Origin of the sequence: Hypericibacter terrae, assembly GCF_008728855.1 — a bacterium.
In the GTDB taxonomy this organism is placed as follows: domain Bacteria; phylum Pseudomonadota; class Alphaproteobacteria; order Dongiales; family Dongiaceae; genus Hypericibacter; species Hypericibacter terrae.
Genome location: NZ_CP042906.1, coordinates 5304538 through 5323264 on the forward strand (window position 1 = coordinate 5304538; position 18727 = coordinate 5323264).

Sequence of the window (18727 nt, forward strand, 5' to 3'; positions counted from 1 at the left end):
GTTTCTCGATCCCCGTCGTTACCCTGAAAATGCGAGCCTCTTCCCAAAAGCCCGCAACCGGCAATGTTTCACCCGCGCGGGCGCGACCTGTTCCGGCCACGCCGCGGGGCGGGCGGTGAATAACATAGCTGGCTAACCCATGCAATGGCCCCAGGCCGCCCCGAGGCCCCTGTGGAAAACCGCTTGATTTCAGCCGCTTTGCGCTTTTGCGAAGGGTCATGCGGCGGGCGCTTCGGCCGCGCCTTTTTGCCGCTGCCGGAGCCTGCCTTTTTTCAGAAGAAGCTGTAGGGATCGATATCGATCTGGAGCCTCAGCGAGCCGCTCAGCTTGATCGGCGCCAGCCACTCCCGGATCAAGGGCTGGGGGGCCTGATCGCGCCGGCATTTCATCAGGAAGCGCCGGCGATGGCGCCCCCGCAGAAGCGCCAATGGCGCCGGGGCCGGCCCCAGCACGGTCACCCCCTCGAGATGCGGCGCCCGGGCCGCCACCTCGCGCGCGAGCCGGTCGACCGCCTCCGGGCTCTCGCCCGAGAGAATGAGCGCCGCCAGACGGCCGAAGGGCGGCATGCCGGTGCGCTGGCGATCCTGGGATTCCTCGGCCAGGAAACGGTCGCGATCGTCGCCCACCAGGGCCTGCATCACCGGATGGCCGGGGTCGAAGGTCTGCAGCAGCACCTGGCCCGGCCGTTCGGCGCGACCGGCCCGGCCCGCGACCTGGTGCAGCAATTGATAGGTGCGCTCGGCCGCCCGGAGATCGCCCCCGCCCAGCCCCAGATCGGCGTCGACCACGCCCACCAGCGTCAGCATCGGGAAATGATGGCCCTTGGCGACGATCTGGGTCCCGATCAGCAGATCGACTTCATGGGCCTGGATGCGGCGGACCATCTCCTCCGCACCCCGGACCGAGAACACGGTGTCGCTGGTCATGACCGCGAGCCGCGCCTGGGGATAAAGCGCCACCACCTCCTCTGCCAGCCGCTCGACCCCGGGCCCGCAGGCGGCGAAACTGTCGACAGCATTGCAGGCCGGGCAGGCCGGCGGCAGCTCCGCCGTGTAGCCGCAATGATGACATTGCAGCCGCCCGCGGAAGCGATGCTCCACCAGCCAGGCGGTGCAATGCGGGCATTGCAGCCGATGGCCGCAGGTCCGGCAGAGCGTGAGCGGGGCATAGCCGCGCCGGTTCAAGAACAGCAGCCCCTGCTCGCCCGCGGCCAGCGTCTCGGTCAGGGCCTTGCGCAGGGGCGGCGAGATCCAGCTCTGGCGCGGCGGCGGATGGCGCCGCAGATCGATGGTGGAGATCCGAGGCAAGCTGGCGCCGCCATGGCGGTCGGGCAGATGCACCGCGCCATAGCGCGCCGTCGCCACGTTCTGCACGGTCTCGAGCGAGGGCGTGGCCGAGACCAGCAGCACCGGGAACTGGCCCTGATGCGCGCGCACCACCGCCATGTCGCGCGCCTGATAGATGACGCCGTCTTCCTGCTTGAAGGCGGATTCATGCTCCTCGTCGACGACGATCAGGCCCAGCTCGGCGAAAGGCAGGAACAGGGCCGAGCGCGCGCCCACCACCAGCCGCACCTCGCCTTCGGCGACGGCACGCCAGGTCCAGCGCCGCTCGGCGCTCCCCAGATCGGAATGCCATTGCGCCGGCTTCGCGCCGAAGCGCTGCTCGAAGCGGCCGAGCCATTGCGCCGAAAGCGCGATCTCGGGCAGCAGCACCAGCACCTGGCGGCCGGCCTCGAGGGCGGCCGCGATCGCCTCGAAATAAACCTCGGTCTTGCCGGCGCCGGTGACGCCGTCGATCAAGGTCGCGGAGAAGCCGCCCTTGGTCACGGCATGGCGCAGGCTCTGCACCGCCTGCGCCTGCGCCGGCTCGAGCGTCGGACCCGGCAGCCGCCAGTCGGGCACCGGCGGGCTCATCCGCGCCGGCAGCTCCACGGTCTCGATCGCACCGGCCTCGACCAGCCCCTTGATCACGCCGGTCGAGCAGCCGGCCTCGCGCGCCAGCTCGGAAAGGAGCCGCGGCGGCCCCTCCTTCAGCAGATCGACCACGCGCTGACGCGCTTCCGTCACGCGCGCCGGCAGCGCGGCGCCGGAGACGAGTCGATAGCCGGTCAGGACCCGCGGCGGCTCCAGGGCGGCCGAGACGCTCATCGCCATGCGCAGGACCGCACCGGGTGCCGCCATCGAATAGCCGGCGACCCAATCGACGAAACGCCGCACCGCCGCCGGCATGCGCGGGGCCTCCAGCCGCTCGACGACATTTTTCAGGCGTTTCGGGTCGAACTCGCCGCTGCCCGCGCCCCACACAACGCCCACCATTTCGCGGCGGCCAAGCGGTACAATGACGTAATCGCCCTCTTCGAGTTCGAACTCGGGTGGCACCCGATAGTCATAGGCGCCGGCCAGGGGCAGCGGCAGCAGCACGCTCACGCTGCGCGCTGCGCCAATCTGCTCGGGGCTCGAACTGGTGCCTGATTCCGCCATCGGCTACACTCTGGGAAAGATACAGTCTACGGAGGGCGGACCCGAGTCGGCCAATCAGGCCGGCAGCGTCGGCGCCCCCCGCCTCCTTCTACCTAGGGATTCTGGAACCGCTCCGCATGAAGTTCTTCATCGACACCGCCGACATTGCCGAGATCCGCGACCTTGCCGCCACCGGCCTGGTGGACGGGGTGACGACCAATCCGTCGCTGATCCACAAATCCGGACGCAACTTCATCGAGGTTGTGAAGGAGATTTGCGCCGTGGTCGAGGGGCCGGTCAGCGCCGAGGTGACCGCGACCGAGCATGCGAAGATGCTGGCCGAGGGCCGCAAGCTCGCCAAGGTCGCCGACAATGTCTGCGTCAAGGTGCCGCTCACGCCGGATGGTCTCAAGACCTGCAAGGCGCTGCGCAGCGACGGCATCCTGGTCAATGTCACGCTCTGCTTCTCCGCCGCCCAGGCGCTGCTGGCCGCCAAGGCCGATGCCAGCTTCATCTCGCCCTTCGTCGGCCGGCTCGACGATATCGGCAGCGACGGCATGGGGCTGATCGACGAGATCGTGCAGATCTATCGCGCCTACGACAGTATTCGGACCGAGGTGCTGGTCGCCTCGGTACGCCATCCGATCCATGTGATCCAGTCGGCGAAGATGGGGGCCGATGTCGCGACCCTGCCCCCCGCGGTGCTGCGCCAGATGTTCAATCATCCGCTGACCGACAAGGGTCTGGCGGCATTCCTGGCCGATTGGGCCAAGACCGGACAGACGATTCTCTAATCTTTGGGAGCGAACGGCGCATCATGACCCAGACGCCCGAGGACGCCGCCGGCCGCAGCCGTGAAGCCACGGGCAGCGGCGCCGCGACATCGGGTTCGTCGCGCGCGGGCCGCCCCACCGCCGCCGAGGTCATGGATTATCTGCAGCGCCATCCCGATTTCCTGACGCAGCATCCCGACCTGCTCGACGCGCTGAAGCTGCCCAACCGCCGCTCCGGCGACGGGGTGGTCGACCTGCAGCAATTCATGGTGGAAAAACTGCGGCGGGAGCTGCAGCGGCTGCGCGGCGATCAGGACGATCTCCTCTCCAACAGCCGCGACAATCTCGCGACCCAGACCCGGGTCCATCGCGCCGCCCTCGCGCTTCTCGACGCCAGGAGCCTGACCAACCTGATCGAGATCGTGACCACCGATCTCGCCGTCATCCTCGATGTCGATGTGGTGACGCTTTGCCTCGAGCGCAGCGAAGGCCTGACGGAACCGAGCCGGATGGACGGCGTGCAGCTGCTCGATCGCGGCACCGTGGACCAGCTCATCGGGCGCGAGCACGAGGTGCTGCTGCGCGACGAGGTGACGGGCGACCCTGCGCTCTTCGGCGGCGGCGCGGGCCTGGTACGATCGGACGCCTTGCTCCGGCTGAAGTTCGGCGAGGAGATGCCGCAGGGGTTGATCGCCTTCGGCACACGCCATCCGGGTTATTTCGATTCCGGCCAGGGCACCGAGCTCCTGGGATTCCTCGCGCGCATCCTCGAACATTGCGTGCGGTCGTGGCTGAGCTCGACCCGCTGAGGCTGACGCTCGAGCCGGCGCTGGCCGGCGCCGTCGAGGAGTGGACCGCCTGGCTCACCCATGAGCGTCGCGCCTCGCCGCACAGCATCGCCGCCTATCGTCGCGATGTCGCGGGTTTCCTGCGCTTCCTGACCGAGCATCGGGGCCATGCGCCCGGCCTCGAGGATCTGCGCCGGCTCGAACGCGGCGATTTCCGCGGCTGGCTGGCACGCTCGAGCGCAAGGGGGCTCGTGCCGGCGTCGAACGCGCGGGCCATCTCCGCGCTCAAGAGCCTGTTCCGCTTCCTGGCGAAACGCGGACTGGTGGAAAACGCGGCGCTGGGAACCTTGCGCCCGCCGCGGCTGCCGCGCTCCGTGCCCAAGGCCCTGTCCGCGGCCGAGGCCCAGGACGTCGTCGACGAGGCCGGTATCTATGCGAGCTCGCCCTGGATCGCGCTGCGCGACAGGGCGCTCTTCATGCTGCTCTATGGCGCGGGCCTGCGTATCGCCGAGGCCCTCTCCCTCGATCGCCGCGACCTGTCGACGGGCGGCGCCACGGCGATGACCGAGCTCGTCGTCACCGGCAAGGGCTCGAAGCAGCGCCGCGTTCCCCTGCTGCCCGAGATTCGTGCGGCCCTCATGGAATACGCGACCGCCTGCCCCTTCGGCACCGCCAAGGAGGACCCGCTCTTCGTGGGCGCGCGCGGCGACCGCCTGAGCGCGCGCGTGGCCCAGCGCGAGCTGGCGCGCCTGCGGGCCTTGCTGGGCCTGCCCGACAGCGCCACGCCCCATGCGCTGCGCCACAGCTTCGCCACCCATCTCCTCGCCGGCGGCGGCGATCTGCGCACGATCCAGGAGCTGCTGGGCCACAGCTCGCTCAGCACCACCCAGCGCTATACCGAAGTGGACAGTACGGCGCTGATGAAACTCTATAATGAAGCCCATCCCCGCGCACGGCGCGGCGCAAACCGGAGGGCCTGATGAAACGCCGCACTCTCTTGACCGGCGGCTTTGCCGCGGTCTGCCTCATACCGCTCATGATCCCGGTCGCGCGGGCCGACGATTCGGTCGGCGACATCATTTTGACCGAGCTCGAGCGCCGGCTGATCGTCAGCTACTACCGGCAGCATTATGAAGAATGGGACGCGGACAATCGCAACAATGGCAGCAAGCACAAGAACAAGGAGTTGCCGCCCGGGCTCGCCAGGAAGGGCACGCTGCCGCCGGGCCTCTACAAGCAATTGGTCCGCAACGGATCCCTGCCGCCGGGCCTCGAAGCAAGGTCTCTGCCCGACGACCTCTCGATGCAGCTGCCACCGCGTCCTTCCAGCCAGCGGCTCGTGATCGTGGACGACAAGGTCCTGCTGGTCCAAGCCGCGACCAACGTGATTCTCGACGTCCTGACCGTCGCCGCGATCGACGCCATCCAGAACAACTGAGCGAGGCGCCGTGGCGAAAGCGCTCCATATCCGGGCGAGCCGCATCGAGGATGCCGAAGCCGTCGGCCGCATGGCCGGCGCCTTTGCCGTCTATCTGCGCGCTCTTGGGGACATGACCGACTTCCGCTTCGATGCCGAGGCCTTTCGCCGCGACGGCTTCGGCCCCAATCCGGCCTTCAGCGGCCTGATCGCCGAACAGGACGGCCGGCCGATCGGCTATCTCCATTACCATTTCGGCTATGACGCCGACGCCGCCGCGCGGATGATGTTCATCGCCGATCTCTGGGTCGAGCCCGAGGCTCGCGGGCTGGGAGCCGGACGGGCGCTCATGGCCGAAGCCGCGCGGATCGGCCGCGAGAAACAGGCAGGCCTGCTGTTCTGGGCGGTCTATAAGCCCAACAAGCTCGCCGCCGCCTTCTACGAGCGGCTCGGCGCGCATTATCTGCGCGATCTCGATTTCATGATCATCGATACCGCGGCGCTCTAAAGCTGCGATTCGATCGGCAGGAGAGCGATGATCCGGGCCAACAGCCGACGCCCGAGGGCCGCTTCCGGCTCGTCGCGAAGGATCGTGACCGCGCCGGGTGCGCCGTCCTGCCAGAGGATGCGGCCGCGCTCCAACCCGATCCGATAGCTCCTCTGCAGCGAGGTCTCGCTGGCGAAGATCTCGCGGATCTCGCGCACGAGATCCGCATGCTCGAAGATCACGCCCATCTCGGTGTTGAGCGACTCCGATCGCGGATCGAAATTCATCGAACCCACGAAACCCAGCCGGTCGTCGACCGTGAAGGCCTTGGTGTGGAGCCGGGCGCTGCGCGATCCGAACAGCGAGTTGCGGCGGCGGACGTCATAGGGCTTGAGCTCGAACAGATCGATCCCGCCCTCGAGCAGCGGCCGGCGCGAGCGGGCATAGGCGCCATGGACGGCCGTCACGTCCGTCGCGGCCAGCGAGTTCGTCAGGACCGAGACCCTGGTTCCCTGCTTCGCCAGCTCGATGAGCTGGGCGGTGCCCGCCCGCCCCGGGATGAAATAGGGTGAGATGATCTCGAGATCGGTCCTCGCCGACATGAGCAGGGGCCGGATCGCGGGCATCAGCCAGTCCGGCTGGCCCGTTCCTTTCGCCTTCCGCGGCGGGTCCGCGACGATCCTCGCCGTCGACGTCCAGTGGATCCGGCCTTTGCCGGACAGCAGGTCGCGGACGGTGACCTGTTCCTCGACGCGCCCGAGATAGGGCCGCGACGCCGCGTTGTTCGTCAGCGCCGCCAGCCTCCGGCGCAGCCTGCGCAGGCCGCGCTTGCGCTGCCGGCCCAGCGCGCCGATCGGAATGACCGCCTGGCTGTTCCAGTATTTGTCGAAGACCGCCTCCGCCTGCGGGACGGCGGTCCCCACGGCGAGCAGGTCGAGATCGCGGAAATTCGCGTTCTGGCCCGCGTCGAAATAGGCATCCCCGATATTGCGACCGCCGATGACCGCGATCCGGCCGTCGGTGATCCAGGCCTTGTTGTGCATGCGTCGCGTGATGCGAATCCCGCGCAGCACTGTCTCCAGACCACGCCGAAACAGGCCGCCGCGCGTCAGCCTCGGGTTGAACAGGCGGACGGAGATGTTTGGATGGGCGTTGAGCGCGAGATAGGAGCGGTCATAGCCGTGAGCGTTGATGTCGTCGAGGAGCAGCCGGACCCGCACGCCGCGATCGGCGGCGGCGATGACTTCGGCGGCCAGCAGGCGCCCGGTCAGGTCGCCCTGCCAGAGATAATATTGCAGGTCGAGGCTGCGGCCCGCCTGCCGAGCGGCTTGGGCACGGACAGCGAAGGCATCGAGATTTTCGGGAAGAAGGACCAGTCCGGTCTCGCCTTCATGCTGCGCGATCAGCGGCGCGACCAGTCTGTCGAGCGGCGTTCCGTCTCCGGATACAGGCAGTGCCGTGGACGGCTTCCCGCGCGCGCGCTCGATGAAACGGCTGTAGGAGAGCAGCACGAAATATGAAGCCAAGAACAGCCCGGCCAATGCAACGAGAGCCAGGAGAAGCAGTTGCATTCCACCTCCTGGATCGGCCCTTCCCTGGTTGCGAGGGAGAGACGGACGTCGCCGTCGGCGTCAGGCGGCGACCTTACCCTTCGATGAAGGCGCCGTCGCCGTCAGATGCTTCAGGTCGATATGGGCCTTGATCGGCAGGTGATCCGAGGCGACACGGGCGAGCGGCGTATCGTGAACCTCGATACCCGTGATCAGATCATGCGGGCTGCCGAGAATCCGGTCCAGCGCAAACAGGGGGAAGCGCGAGGGGAAACTCGGCAGATGCGCGGTCAGGGGCCCGAACTCGGGATGCAGATTCTCGAGCGAGGAGCGCGGTCCCACCCGCCACTCGTTGAGATCGCCCAGCAGCAATGTGGGCCGTTCGCCGCGCGCCGCAACCGCCGACACGATGGCCTCGGCCTGCCGGAGACGCGAGCGGCGCAGCAATCCCAGATGCGCCGCGACGACCCGCAACGATCCGGCCTTCAGATCCACATCCACCACCAGCGCGCCGCGCGGCTCGACGCCCGGCAGGTCGATCTGGTGCACATGGCTGACGCTGCCTTCGCGAAACAGGAGGACGTTGCCGTGCCATCCATGGCATTTCGGATGGCCCTTCACCTTCACCGGAACCAGCCCGTTCTCGCGCTCCAACCGCTGCAGGTCGAGCAAGCCCTCCCGGCTCCCGAATCGCTGGTCGGCCTCCTGCAGAGCGATGATGTCGGCGCCGATCTCGCCGATCACGGCCTCGACGCGGGTCGGATCGAAGCGCTGATCCATCCCGACGCATTTATGGACGTTGTAGGAGGCGATCAGCGCGCCCGTTTCCGCCTCGCGGCCGGACCGGTAGCTCTTCTTCTCCTGCTGCAGCGTCGCGAGGATATGGGACGAGAGACGTTCTCTGCGGCGTTCTTTGGTTCGGTTCGGCACAGGCCTCGGAGCTCCCATTCCGGATTGGCGCGGTTCGACCAGGGGACCCGCCCCGCGGAAGACTCCGCCCACGGATCAGGATTGCCATCGACCTTGTCGGGGGTTCCATCCCGACGCGAGGGCCGCGTTCGACCGCGGCTCCCCCATAGATAGGGACGCCCCTGCTCAATTTAAGGCTATTGCGTCGAGGCAGCCAAGCCTGTCAACGGCTTAAGGGCGGCTCCGTTCCCCCGCGCAGGCGGGACCGGGCGCCGCTCAGATGTGAATGGCGCGCCCGTCGACCGCGAGGGCCGCTTCCTTGACCGCCTCGTTCAGGGTCGGATGCGCATGGAAGGCGCGGGCTACATCCTCGGCCGAGCCTGCGAACTCCATCGCCATCACCGCCTCATGGATCATGGTGCCGGCATCGGCCGAGATGATATGGCAGCCGAGAAGCCGGTCGGTCTTGGCGTCGGCGATGATCTTGACCAGGCCTTCGGTGTCGCCGGCGCACCGCGCGCGGCTGTTGGCGGTCATCGGGAACTTGCCGACCTTGTAGGCGACGCCGGCCGCCTTGAGCTCTTCCTCGGTCTTGCCGACGGTGGCGACCTCGGGATGGGTGTAGACGATGCCCGGCACGGTCTCGTAATTCACATGGCCGGCCTGGCCCGCCAGGATTTCGGCCAGGGCGATCCCTTCCTCCTCCGACTTGTGCGCCAGCATGGGCCCGGCGATCACGTCGCCGATCGCATAGATGCCCGGCACGTTGGTGGCGAAATGGCGGTCGGTCTTGATCCGGCCCCGGTCGTCCTTGGCGACGCCCACCGTCTCGAGCCCGAGACCCTCGGTATAAGCGCGCCGGCCGACGCAGAGCAGGACCACGTCGGCATCGAGCGTGGCGGTCTCGCCGCCGGCCGCCGGGGCCATGGAGAGCGTCACGCTGCTGGCGCCGGCGACCGCGCCCGTGACCTTCATGCCGAGGCGGAACTCGAAGCCTTGCTTCTGCAGGATGCGCTGGAACGACTTGGCGATCTCGCCATCCATGCCCGGCAGGATGCGGTCGAGATATTCGACCACCGTCACCTTCGATCCGAGCCGCCGCCAGACCGAGCCCATCTCGAGCCCGATATAGCCGGCGCCGATCACGATCAGATGGGCCGGCACGGGATTGAGCGAGAGCGCGCCGGTCGAGGTGACGATGCGCTTCTCGTCGACGGTGATGCCCGGCAGCGGCGAGGATTCCGAGCCCGTGGCGATGCAGATGGTCTTGGCGGTGAGCGACTGGCTGCCGCCACCCTCGAGCGCCACCTCGACGCGGCCATGGCCGGCGATGCGCCCGCGGCCTTTGATGTAATCGACCTTGTTCTTGCGGAACAGGAACTCCACGCCCTTGGTCAGGTCCTCGACCACCTTGTCCTTGCGCGCGAGCATGGCCGCCAGGTCGAGCGAGACATTGCCGACGCCCACGCCATGCACCGCCAGATGCGACTTGGTCTCCTCATAGATCTCCGAGGATTGCAGCAGGGCCTTGGACGGGATGCAGCCGACATTGAGGCAGGTGCCGCCCAGCCGGCCGCGCATCTCGATGCAGGCCGTCTTGATCCCGAGCTGGCTGGCGCGGATCGCGGCGACATAGCCGCCCACCCCTCCGCCGATGATCACCAGATCGTAGGTCGCGTCCGCCATGGAATTTCTCGCCGATAGAGGAAGAAAGCGGCCTCAGCGCCCGACCAGGACGCAGGCCCTTTCGCGTTGCTTGCCGTAGCAGGTCATGCGCTCGAAGGCGCCGCGCGGCACGGGGAAGTCGGTCATGTCCTTGGGCGTCTTGCCCTTGTCGAGCGCCACCCAGGGATCGTTCACATAGACATTCTCTTTGTCGAAGCCCGTCACCACCACCCAATGGGCGACGTGGTCGCCATGGATGTAGTAGGTGCTGACCAGCACGATCGGGATCATGCCCTGCCGGAAGCGCGCCTCGAGTTCGGCCTGCGAGGCCATCTCGTAATGGATCGGGATGCCCTGGCGGGCGGCCTCGGCCAGATCCTTCTCCTGCAGCACCCGCATGACTTCCTTGCGCTCGGCCGAGCGGGTGCGCTCGCCCAGGAACACGTCGCGGTGATTGATATGGACTTCGGCCTTGTAGCCGCGCCGGCTCAAGGCCAGCGCCAGCGCGACCGGGCTGCAGCCGCCATGGCCGCCGGAGGGGCCGGAGAAGACCGACGTCGCCTCGCGCCAGAGCTGGAGTTCGCTGGCGCGGTCGAACGGCGCCTTGGGATCGATGGCGCGCATCGACATCAGCACCGAGGAGGGCCCGCAGGTGAAATCGGTGGTCTGGCGGTAATGCGGAATACGGCGCTTGGCCGGGGTCTTGGCGGGCGGGCCCTTGGCCGCCTTCTTCACCGCCGGTCTGGCCGTGGCGGACCGCGCCGCCGGCTTGGAACTCCCGGCGCGCCTGCGCTTCGTCGTCTTTTTCATATCCCCTCGGGCCTCCGAAAATCTCAGATCTCGAGCAGCATGCGCTGCGGATCCTCGATGCCGTCCTTGAGCCGCACCAGGAAGGTGACGGCCTCGCGGCCATCGACGATGCGGTGATCGTAGGAGAGCGCCAGATACATCATCGGCCGGATCTCGACCTTGCCGGCGATCGCCACCGGCCGGTCCTGGGTCTTGTGCATGCCCAGGATGCCCGACTGCGGCGGATTGAGGATCGGCGTCGACATGAGCGATCCATAGACGCCGCCGTTCGAGATGGTGAAGGTGCCGCCCTGGAGCTCGTCGAGCGCCAGCTTGCCGTCGCGCGCGCGCTTGCCGAAATCGGCGATCTTCAGCTCGATCTCCGCGAAACTCATCTTGTCGGCATCGCGCACCACCGGGACCACCAGCCCCTGCTCGGTGCCGACGGCCACGCCGATGTCGTAGTGATTCTTGTAGACGATCTCCTCGCCGTCGATCTCGCCATTGACGGCCGGGATCTCCTTGAGCGCCATGATCGCCGCCTTCACGAAGAAGGACATGAAGCCGAGCTTCACGCCATGCTTCTTCTCGAAGGCGTCCTTGTAGTGGCTGCGCACGGCCAGCAAGTTCGTCATGTCCACCTCGTTGAAGGTGGTGAGCATGGCGGCATTGTTCTGGGCCTGCTTGAGACGCTCGGCGATGCGCTTGCGCAAGCGGGTCATGCGCACGCGCTCTTCGCGCGGCGCTGCCCCTGCCGGGACCGGCGCAGTCGCGGGCGCCGGAGCGCCCGCCGGGGTCGGCGTCTGGACCGGCGCCGCCAGGCGGCCTTCGCGCTCGAGATAGCCCAGCACGTCGGTCTTGGTCAGGCGACCGGTCTTGCCCGTCGCCGGAATCTGTTCCGGCGCCAGCTTGTTCTCCTCGACCAGCTTGCGCACGGCCGGCGCCAGGCGATCGGGTTGCGCCGTCACCGGCGGCGCTTCCGTCGGCGGGGCGGGCTGAACGGTTTCGGGCGACGCGGCAGCCGCCTGCGGTGCCGGAGCCGCGGCTTGCGGCGCGGGCCCGGACGGGGTTTTCGGTACGATTGGCGTGGGACCCGCCGTCGGCGCGGAGGGGGCGCCAGTCGCAGCGGCGCCATCGCCGATCACGCCGACCACGGCGCCGACTTCCACCGTGTCGCCGGTCTTCGCCCTGATCTCGGAAAGGGTGCCCGCCTTGGTGGCATAGACCTCGAGCGAGACCTTGTCGGTCTCGAGCTCGAGCAGCGGCTCGTCGACCGCGACCTTGTCGCCCGGCTGCTTCAGCCACTTGGCGATGGTCGCCTCGGTGACCGACTCGCCCAGCGCGGGAACGACAATGTCTGTGGCCATGGGAACCTCGTGGCAATCGTCAAAAGGGGACCCGGAGGCCCTATTTCATTGGAAAGCTAGGCGGTGGTCAAACCCAGAGCCTCGGCCACCAGATGGGCCTGCTCCTTGATATGACGCTTGAGGAGGCCGGTCGCGGGCGATGCCGAGGACGGACGTCCCGAATAGGTCAGGCGCGGCTGGCGGATGCCGGCCTCGGCCATCACCCCTTCGATCTCGGGCGAGGCGAAGGACCAGGCGCCCATGTTCTTGGGCTCCTCCTGGCACCAGGTGATCTGGACGTCGGGCGAGAAGCGCTGCAATTCGCCCTTCAGCGCCTTGTCCGGGAACGGATAGAGCTGCTCGAGCCGCAGGATATAGACGTCCTTGATCCCCTGCTTCTCGCGCTCCTCGTGGATGTCGTAATAGACCTTGCCCGAGCAGAGCACGACGCGGCGGATGTCGCGGTCGGCGGCCAGCCGGCCATGCGCCTCGTCATGGAGCACGCGATGGAAGCTGGTGCCGGTGCTCATATATTCGAGCTTGGACATGGCGAGCTTGTGGCGCAGCAGCGATTTCGGCGTCATCGCGATCAGGGGTTTCCGGAAATTGCGATGCAGCTGCCGGCGCAGCACATGGAAATAGTTCGCGGGCGTGGTGCAGTTCACCACCTGCATATTGTCCTCGGCGCAGAGCTGCAGATAGCGCTCGAGGCGCGCCGACGAGTGCTCGGGCCCCTGGCCCTCATAGCCGTGCGGCAGCAGCATCACCAGGCCCGACATGCGCAGCCATTTGCTTTCGCCGGAGCTCACGAACTGGTCGACGATCACCTGGGCGCCGTTGGCGAAATCGCCGAACTGCGCTTCCCAGAGCACCAGCGCCCGCGGCTCGGCCAGGCTGTAGCCATATTCGAAGCCCAGCACGCCGGCCTCGGAGAGCGGGCTGTCGATCACCTCGAGCTTCGCCTGCTTTTCGCGGATATTGTTGACCGGCAGGTACTCGTCCTCGTTCTCCTGGTCGATCAGCACCGCATGGCGCTGGGAAAAGGTGCCGCGGCCGACATCCTGGCCCGAGAGCCGGACCGGCGCGCCTTCGATCAGGAGGCTGCCGAAGGCGAGCGCCTCGGCCGTCGCCCAGTCGATGTTCTCGCCGCTTTCGATCGCCTGCCGCTTGGCTTCGAGCTGGCGCACGATCTTGCGGTTGAGGTTGAACCCCTTCGGCACCGAGCAGAGCGCGTTGCCGATCTCCTTGAGCTCCTGCAAGGGCATGGCGGTCTCGCCGCGGCGGTCGTCGCCCGAGGCGATCTCCAGCCCGCTCCAGGCGCCTTCGAGCCAGTCGGCCTTGTTCGGCTTGAAGCTCTTGGCGTTCTCGAGCGCTTCCTCGAGATGTTTCTGGAAGTCGGTCACCATGCCCGTCGCCTCGGCTTCGGTCAGCGTGCCATCGCGCACGAGCCGTTCGGCGTAGAGCTGGCGGGTGGTCGGCATCTGCGCGATCCGCTTGTACATCAGCGGCTGCGTGAACATCGGCTCGTCGCTCTCGTTATGGCCGTAGCGGCGATAACAGAACATGTCGACCACGACGTCATGCTTGAAGCGCTGGCGGTACTCGGTCGCGATGCGCGCCACATGCACGGTCGCTTCCGGATCGTCGCCGTTCACGTGGAAGATCGGCGCCTGGATGATCTTCGCGACCTCCGAGCAATAGGGCCCGGAGCGCGATTGCACCGGATCGGTGGTGAAGCCGATCTGGTTGTTGACGATGAAATGGATGGTGCCGCCGACGCGATAGCCCTTGAGGTCGGAAAGATCGAGGGTCTCGGCCACCAGCCCCTGGCCGGCGAAGGCAGCGTCGCCATGCATCAGGATCGACATCACCTCGTTGCGATCGAGATCGCCGCGCTGCTCCTGCTTGGCGCGCACCTTGCCCAGCACGACCGTGTTCACGGCCTCGAGATGGGACGGGTTCGCGGTCAGGGAGAGATGGACAGTGATGCCGTCGAACTCGCGGTCCGACGACGTGCCCAGATGGTATTTCACGTCGGCCGAGCCCTGGACGTCCTCGGGATTGGCCGGATTGCCCTGGAACTCGGAGAAGATCGCCGAGAAGGGCTTGCCCATGAAGTTCGCGAGCGTGTTGAGACGGCCGCGATGGGGCATCCCGATCACGAGCTCCTTCACGCCGATCTGGCTGCCGCGCTTGATGATCTGCTCGAGCGCCGGGATCAGGCTTTCGCCGCCGTCGAGGCCGAAGCGCTTGGTGCCGGTGTATTTCTTGTCGAGGAACCGCTCGAAGGTCTCGGCCGCGGTCAGGCGCTCGAGGATCGCGCGCTTGCCTTTCTCGGTGAAGTTGGTCTGGTTGCGGATGCTCTCGATGCGTTCCTGGATCCAGGTCTTCTGATCCGGATCCTGGATATGCATGAACTCGACGCCGATGTTCCCGCAATAGGTCTCGCGCAGGATCGCCATGATCTGGCGCAGCGTCGCATATTCGAGGCCGAGCACGTGATCGATGAAGATCGGCCGGTCCATGTCGGCTTCGGTGAAGCCGTAGGAGGCGGGATCCAGCTCCGAATGTCTCGGTCGCGGCTTCAGTTGCAGCGGATCGAGATTGGCCTCGAGATGGCCGCGCACGCGGTAGGCGCGGATCAGCATGAGGGCGCGAATCGAATCGGTCGCGGCCGCGCGGATGACATCGTCATCGGCACGCGGGGTGAGCCGGGTCGCGCCGTTCTCGTGCGCCATCGCCGGCGCGACGTTATCGTGGCCCCCATGATCGTGGCCATTGACGATGACCCCGTTCTGGCGCGGTGCCCAGCTGGCGCCTACCAGATCCTTGGCGATGTTCGGTGCATCGTCCGCGAGTTCGGCGAAGAAGCCGCGCCAGGATTCGTCCACCGACTGTGGATCGTCGAGATAGCGGGCGTAGAGCTCGGTGATGAAGGCGGCGTTGGGACCGGATAGAAACGTCGTGGGGTCGTTGCGCATCATTCGTTCGGTTGTTGTTGCAGGAGCCTTCTAGGCTCTCGGCCCTGTCAATATGGTTAACAGGGTCTTTCGGCTCGCGACCTCTTCCCCCCAGGAAGGCGCTCGCCGGAAAACCCGTCGGGACCGAGCGACCGGCCCGGCGGGCCTATGGCTAGCGCAGTACCTTTAACATTGTACTGCCGAGACTTGCGGGCGACTCCGCGACGGCGATCCCGGCGCTCCGCATGGCCTCGATCTTGTCCCCCGCCCCGCCCTTGCCACCCGAGATGATGGCGCCGGCATGGCCCATGCGCCGGCCCGGGGGGGCCGACACGCCGGCGATGAAACCGACGACGGGCTTTTTACGCTTGTCATGTTTCAGAAATTCGGCGGCGTCCTCTTCGGCCGAGCCGCCGATCTCGCCGATCATGACGATACCCTTGGTTTCCGGATCGCCCAGGAACATCTCCAGGCAATCGATGAAATTGGTGCCGTTGACCGGGTCGCCGCCGATGCCGATGCAGGTGGACTGCCCGAGACCGGCCGCCGTGGTCTGGGCGACCGCCTCGTATGTAAGCGTCCCTGACCGGGAAACAATCCCGATCGAGCCTCGCTTATGGATATGGCCCGGCATGATCCCGATCTTGCAGGCATCGGGGGTGATGACCCCGGGGCAGTTGGGGCCGATCAGCCGGGTTTTCGAGCCCGACAGCCCGCGTTTCACACGCACCATGTCGAGGACCGGTATACCCTCGGTGATGCAGACCGCGAGCGCCACCCCGGCGGCGACCGCCTCGAGGATCGCGTCGGCGGCGAAAGGCGGAGGCACATAGATCGCCGAGGCCGTGGCCCCGGTCTTCCTGACCGCCTCGGCGACGGTGTCGAACACCGGCAGATCGAGATGGGTGGTCCCGCCCTTGCCGGGCGTGACGCCGCCGACCATGCGGGTCCCGTAGGCGATCGCCTGCTGGCTGTGGAAGGTGCCTTGCGAGCCGGTGAAGCCCTGACAGATGACTTTCGTGTCGCGATCGACGAGGACGGCCATCAGGCGGCTTCCTTGACCGCGCGCACGATCTTCTCGGCCGCGTCGGCGAGATTGTCGGCGGACAGAACCTTGAGGCCGCTTTCGGCGAGGATCTTCTTGCCGAGCTCGACGTTGGTGCCTTCGAGACGCACCACCAGCGGCACCTTGAGCGCCAGCTCGCGCGCGGCCGCGACCACGCCCTCGGCGATGACGTCGCAGCGCATGATGCCGCCGAAGATATTGACCAGGATGCCCTTCACGTTCGGATCGGAGAGGATGATCTTGAACGCTATGGTGACGCGTTCCTTGGTGGCGCCGCCGCCGACATCGAGGAAATTCGCGGGCGCCGAACCATAGAGCTTGATGATGTCCATCGTCGCCATGGCGAGACCGGCGCCGTTGACCATGCAGCCGATGCTGCCGTCGAGCTTGATGTAGTTGAGGCCGTATTTGCCGGCTTCGATCTCGGAGGGATCCTCCTCGTTCTCGTCGCGCAGCGCGGCCACGTCGGGATGACGGAAGAGGCCGTTGTCGTCGAAATTCATCTTGGCATCGAGCGCGATCACCTCGCCCTTGCCGGTGACGACCAGGGGATTGATCTCGACGATCGACGCATCGAGCTCGTTGAAGGCGCGCCAGGCGGCGGTGACGAACTTGATGCAGGACTTGACCTGGTCGCCCTCGAGCCCGAGCCCGTAGGCGACCTGGCGCGCATGATGCGGCATCAGCCCGGTGGCCGGATCGACCGGCACCTTGATGATCTTGTCGGGGGTCTTGGCGGCGACCTCCTCGATCTCGGTCCCGCCCTCGGTCGAGGCGATGATGGTGACGCGCGACGAACCGCGATCGACCAGGAGCCCCAGATAGAGCTCGCGGCGGATATCGACACCTTCTTCTATATAGAGACGGCGCACGAGGCGGCCTTGTGGACCGGTCTGCTTGGTGACCAGGGTCATGCCCAGCAGCGCCTTGGCGTAGTCGCGCACTTCGGCGAGGGACTTGGCGATCTTCACGCCCCCGGCCTTACCGCGGCCGCCGGCATGGATCTGCGCCTTCACGACCCAAACGCTGCCGCCAAGCTGCTTGGCCGCAGCTTCGGCTTCGTCGACCGAAAAGGCAGCGACGCCGCGTGGCACGGCGACGCCAAACTTGGTGATCAGGCTTTTCGCCTGGTACTCGTGAATGTTCATCGGCCTAAGAAGAACGGGAAGAGTGCTGGCGGCGGCACCCGGCCTTGCGACCCGACTGTTTTTGCAGGGCGCATAATCTAGCAACTTCCCGGGACAGCGCAAGCGCCGCCCACGAGTCGGCAACCAGATCCGGGATACCGCCGCCTTAGGCCTTCAGAACGACTGACGGCCGTATTAGATCTTCTTCTTGGACTTCGCCTTGGCCTTTTTCTTGGCGGCCTTTTTCGGCGAGGCCTTCTTCGCAGCCGGCTTAGCCCGGCGCTTTGTGGTCCGCTTCATTTTGTAACTCCTCTCTGAATTTTCCTCATCTCATCGATGAGGCCCCTAACGGCCGAAACCGATTTGTCGAACAAGGCTTTTTCGGTCTTGTTCAAGTCGATCTCGACCACTCTCTCCACGCCGCCAGCGCCGATGACTACCGGCACACCGACATAGAGCCCTGTTACCCCGTACTCCCCATTGAGCTGGGCAGCACAGGGTAGAACGCGTTTCTTATCCAAAAGATAAGACTCGGCCATTTCGATCGCGGCGGCCGCCGGCGCATAGAAGGCGGAGCCCGTCTTCAGGAGCCCCACGATCTCCGCACCGCCGTCGCGCGTACGCTGGACGATGGCATCGAGCTTCTCTTGAGAAATCCAACCCTTCTTGACCAAGTCCGGCAACGGAATGCCGGCCATGGTCGAGTAGCGGACCAGCGGCACCATGGTGTCGCCATGCCCGCCCATGACGAAGGCGGTCACGTCCTGGACCGAGACGCCGAGCGCCTCGGCCAGGAAATAGCGGAAGCGCGCGCTGTCGAGGACGCCCGCCATGCCGACCACGCGCTCGGCCGGCAGGCCGCTCTCCTCGCGCATCACCCACACCATGACGTCGAGCGGGTTGGTGATGACGATGACGAAGGCCTTGGGGCAATGCTTCTTGATCGCCTTGCCGACGGTGGAGACGACCTTGCCGTTGATGCCAAGGAGGTCGTCTCGACTCATGCCGGGCTTGCGGGGGATGCCGGCGGTGACGATCACCACGTCGGCGCCCTTGATGGCGGCATAATCGTTGGCGCCGACAAAAGCCGCATCGAAGCCCTCGATGGGGCTGCTCTGCGCGATATCGAGAGACTTGCCTTGCGGAACGCCCTCGACGATGTCGAACATCACCACGTCGCCGAGCTGCTTCAGCCCAGCCAGAAGCGCGAGAGTTCCGCCGATATTGCCTGCACCCACAAGCGCGATCTTTTTGCGCGCCATTCTCATTCCCTTGTTCGTCCGCGGGGCCCGATTTTTTTCTCATTCGGGCGACGCATACCTGATGTCGAATCAGGCCTGGGCATATCACTAGACCTAGTGTCAATACCCTCTTTTAACATCAAGAGC

The 18727-nt window shown here is 66.5% G+C and carries 15 protein-coding genes; 5 read left to right on the forward strand and 10 right to left on the reverse strand.

The features are described from left to right. Positions 1-272: 272 nt before the first annotated feature. On the reverse strand, positions 273-2483 hold the full coding sequence (locus tag FRZ44_RS24240; RefSeq protein ID WP_151179603.1) for a primosomal protein N': 2211 nt from the start codon (positions 2481-2483) through the stop codon (positions 273-275). 116 nt (positions 2484-2599) lie between these two features. Between FRZ44_RS24240 and fsa the strand changes: the two genes are divergently transcribed. From fsa to FRZ44_RS24265, 5 genes are read left to right on the forward strand one after another with little or no spacing between them, the layout of a single operon-like run. Beyond that, positions 2600-3256 (forward strand): fructose-6-phosphate aldolase, encoded by a 657-nt coding sequence (gene fsa / locus FRZ44_RS24245; protein ID WP_151179604.1) that lies wholly within the window; start codon positions 2600-2602, stop codon positions 3254-3256. A gap of 23 nt (positions 3257-3279) precedes the next feature. Then, complete coding sequence (locus FRZ44_RS24250) at positions 3280-4044, forward strand: DUF484 family protein (protein ID WP_151179605.1); 765 nt, start codon at positions 3280-3282, stop codon at positions 4042-4044. Then, positions 4023-5003 (forward strand): tyrosine recombinase XerC, encoded by a 981-nt coding sequence (locus FRZ44_RS24255; RefSeq protein WP_225308428.1) that lies wholly within the window; start codon positions 4023-4025, stop codon positions 5001-5003. The genes FRZ44_RS24250 and FRZ44_RS24255 overlap by 22 nt, the downstream gene beginning before the upstream one ends. Beyond that, positions 5003-5461: a hypothetical protein gene (locus FRZ44_RS24260; protein WP_151179606.1), complete on the forward strand. Its 459-nt coding sequence runs from the start codon at positions 5003-5005 to the stop codon at positions 5459-5461. Before FRZ44_RS24255 ends, FRZ44_RS24260 begins: the two co-directional genes overlap by 1 nt. A gap of 10 nt (positions 5462-5471) precedes the next feature. Continuing rightward, the gene (locus FRZ44_RS24265) at positions 5472-5948 is read left to right on the forward strand and encodes a GNAT family N-acetyltransferase (RefSeq protein ID WP_151179607.1); all 477 of its coding nucleotides are present in this window, start codon (positions 5472-5474) and stop codon (positions 5946-5948) included. Here FRZ44_RS24265 and FRZ44_RS24270 read toward each other — a convergent pair. From FRZ44_RS24270 to mdh, 9 genes are all read right to left on the reverse strand, one after another. Then, a complete protein-coding gene (locus FRZ44_RS24270; protein WP_151179608.1) occupies positions 5945-7498 on the reverse strand; it encodes a phospholipase D family protein in 1554 nt (517 codons plus the stop codon). The two genes, FRZ44_RS24265 and FRZ44_RS24270, sit on opposite strands and share 4 nt — an antisense overlap. A gap of 60 nt (positions 7499-7558) precedes the next feature. Beyond that, positions 7559-8407 carry an endonuclease/exonuclease/phosphatase family protein gene (locus FRZ44_RS24275; protein WP_225308429.1) on the reverse strand — a complete coding sequence of 283 codons (849 nt, stop codon included), beginning with the start codon at positions 8405-8407 and terminating at the stop codon, positions 7559-7561. A gap of 255 nt (positions 8408-8662) precedes the next feature. Beyond that, the gene (lpdA, locus tag FRZ44_RS24280; RefSeq protein WP_151179610.1) at positions 8663-10072 is read right to left on the reverse strand and encodes a dihydrolipoyl dehydrogenase; all 1410 of its coding nucleotides are present in this window, start codon (positions 10070-10072) and stop codon (positions 8663-8665) included. A gap of 33 nt (positions 10073-10105) precedes the next feature. Continuing rightward, positions 10106-10861: a peptidase C39 family protein gene (locus FRZ44_RS24285; RefSeq protein ID WP_151179611.1), complete on the reverse strand. Its 756-nt coding sequence runs from the start codon at positions 10859-10861 to the stop codon at positions 10106-10108. Positions 10862-10884: 23 nt separating this feature from the next. Then, positions 10885-12207 carry a 2-oxoglutarate dehydrogenase complex dihydrolipoyllysine-residue succinyltransferase gene (odhB, locus tag FRZ44_RS24290; protein ID WP_151179612.1) on the reverse strand — a complete coding sequence of 441 codons (1323 nt, stop codon included), beginning with the start codon at positions 12205-12207 and terminating at the stop codon, positions 10885-10887. A gap of 56 nt (positions 12208-12263) precedes the next feature. Next, the gene (locus FRZ44_RS24295) at positions 12264-15170 is read right to left on the reverse strand and encodes a 2-oxoglutarate dehydrogenase E1 component (RefSeq protein WP_151179613.1); all 2907 of its coding nucleotides are present in this window, start codon (positions 15168-15170) and stop codon (positions 12264-12266) included. Positions 15171-15318: 148 nt separating this feature from the next. Then, positions 15319-16191, reverse strand: a complete 873-nt coding sequence (sucD, locus tag FRZ44_RS24300) for a succinate--CoA ligase subunit alpha (protein WP_151179614.1) — start codon at positions 16189-16191, stop codon at positions 15319-15321. Next, positions 16191-17360 (reverse strand): ADP-forming succinate--CoA ligase subunit beta, encoded by a 1170-nt coding sequence (gene sucC, locus FRZ44_RS24305; RefSeq protein ID WP_151179615.1) that lies wholly within the window; start codon positions 17358-17360, stop codon positions 16191-16193. The genes sucD and sucC overlap by 1 nt, the downstream gene beginning before the upstream one ends. 275 nt (positions 17361-17635) lie before the next feature. Next, a complete protein-coding gene (gene mdh / locus FRZ44_RS24310) occupies positions 17636-18601 on the reverse strand; it encodes a malate dehydrogenase (RefSeq protein ID WP_151179616.1) in 966 nt (321 codons plus the stop codon). Between the last annotated feature and the right edge of the window lie 126 nt (positions 18602-18727).

Excerpts from the sequence above, each read along its gene's own strand:
- FRZ44_RS24240 (WP_151179603.1), bottom strand. The coding sequence starts at position 2,483 with ATGGCGGAATCAGGCACCAGTTCGAGCCCCGAGCAGATTGGCGCAGCG.
- fsa (WP_151179604.1), top strand. The coding sequence starts at position 2,600 with ATGAAGTTCTTCATCGACACCGCCGACATTGCCGAGATCCGCGACCTT.
- FRZ44_RS24250 (WP_151179605.1), top strand. The coding sequence starts at position 3,280 with ATGACCCAGACGCCCGAGGACGCCGCCGGCCGCAGCCGTGAAGCCACG.
- FRZ44_RS24260 (WP_151179606.1), top strand. The coding sequence starts at position 5,003 with ATGAAACGCCGCACTCTCTTGACCGGCGGCTTTGCCGCGGTCTGCCTC.
- FRZ44_RS24270 (WP_151179608.1), bottom strand. The coding sequence starts at position 7,498 with ATGCAACTGCTTCTCCTGGCTCTCGTTGCATTGGCCGGGCTGTTCTTG.
- lpdA (WP_151179610.1), bottom strand. The coding sequence starts at position 10,072 with ATGGCGGACGCGACCTACGATCTGGTGATCATCGGCGGAGGGGTGGGC.
- FRZ44_RS24285 (WP_151179611.1), bottom strand. The coding sequence starts at position 10,861 with ATGAAAAAGACGACGAAGCGCAGGCGCGCCGGGAGTTCCAAGCCGGCG.
- odhB (WP_151179612.1), bottom strand. The coding sequence starts at position 12,207 with ATGGCCACAGACATTGTCGTTCCCGCGCTGGGCGAGTCGGTCACCGAG.
- FRZ44_RS24295 (WP_151179613.1), bottom strand. The coding sequence starts at position 15,170 with ATGATGCGCAACGACCCCACGACGTTTCTATCCGGTCCCAACGCCGCC.
- sucD (WP_151179614.1), bottom strand. The coding sequence starts at position 16,191 with ATGGCCGTCCTCGTCGATCGCGACACGAAAGTCATCTGTCAGGGCTTC.
- sucC (WP_151179615.1), bottom strand. The coding sequence starts at position 17,360 with ATGAACATTCACGAGTACCAGGCGAAAAGCCTGATCACCAAGTTTGGC.
- mdh (WP_151179616.1), bottom strand. The coding sequence starts at position 18,601 with ATGGCGCGCAAAAAGATCGCGCTTGTGGGTGCAGGCAATATCGGCGGA.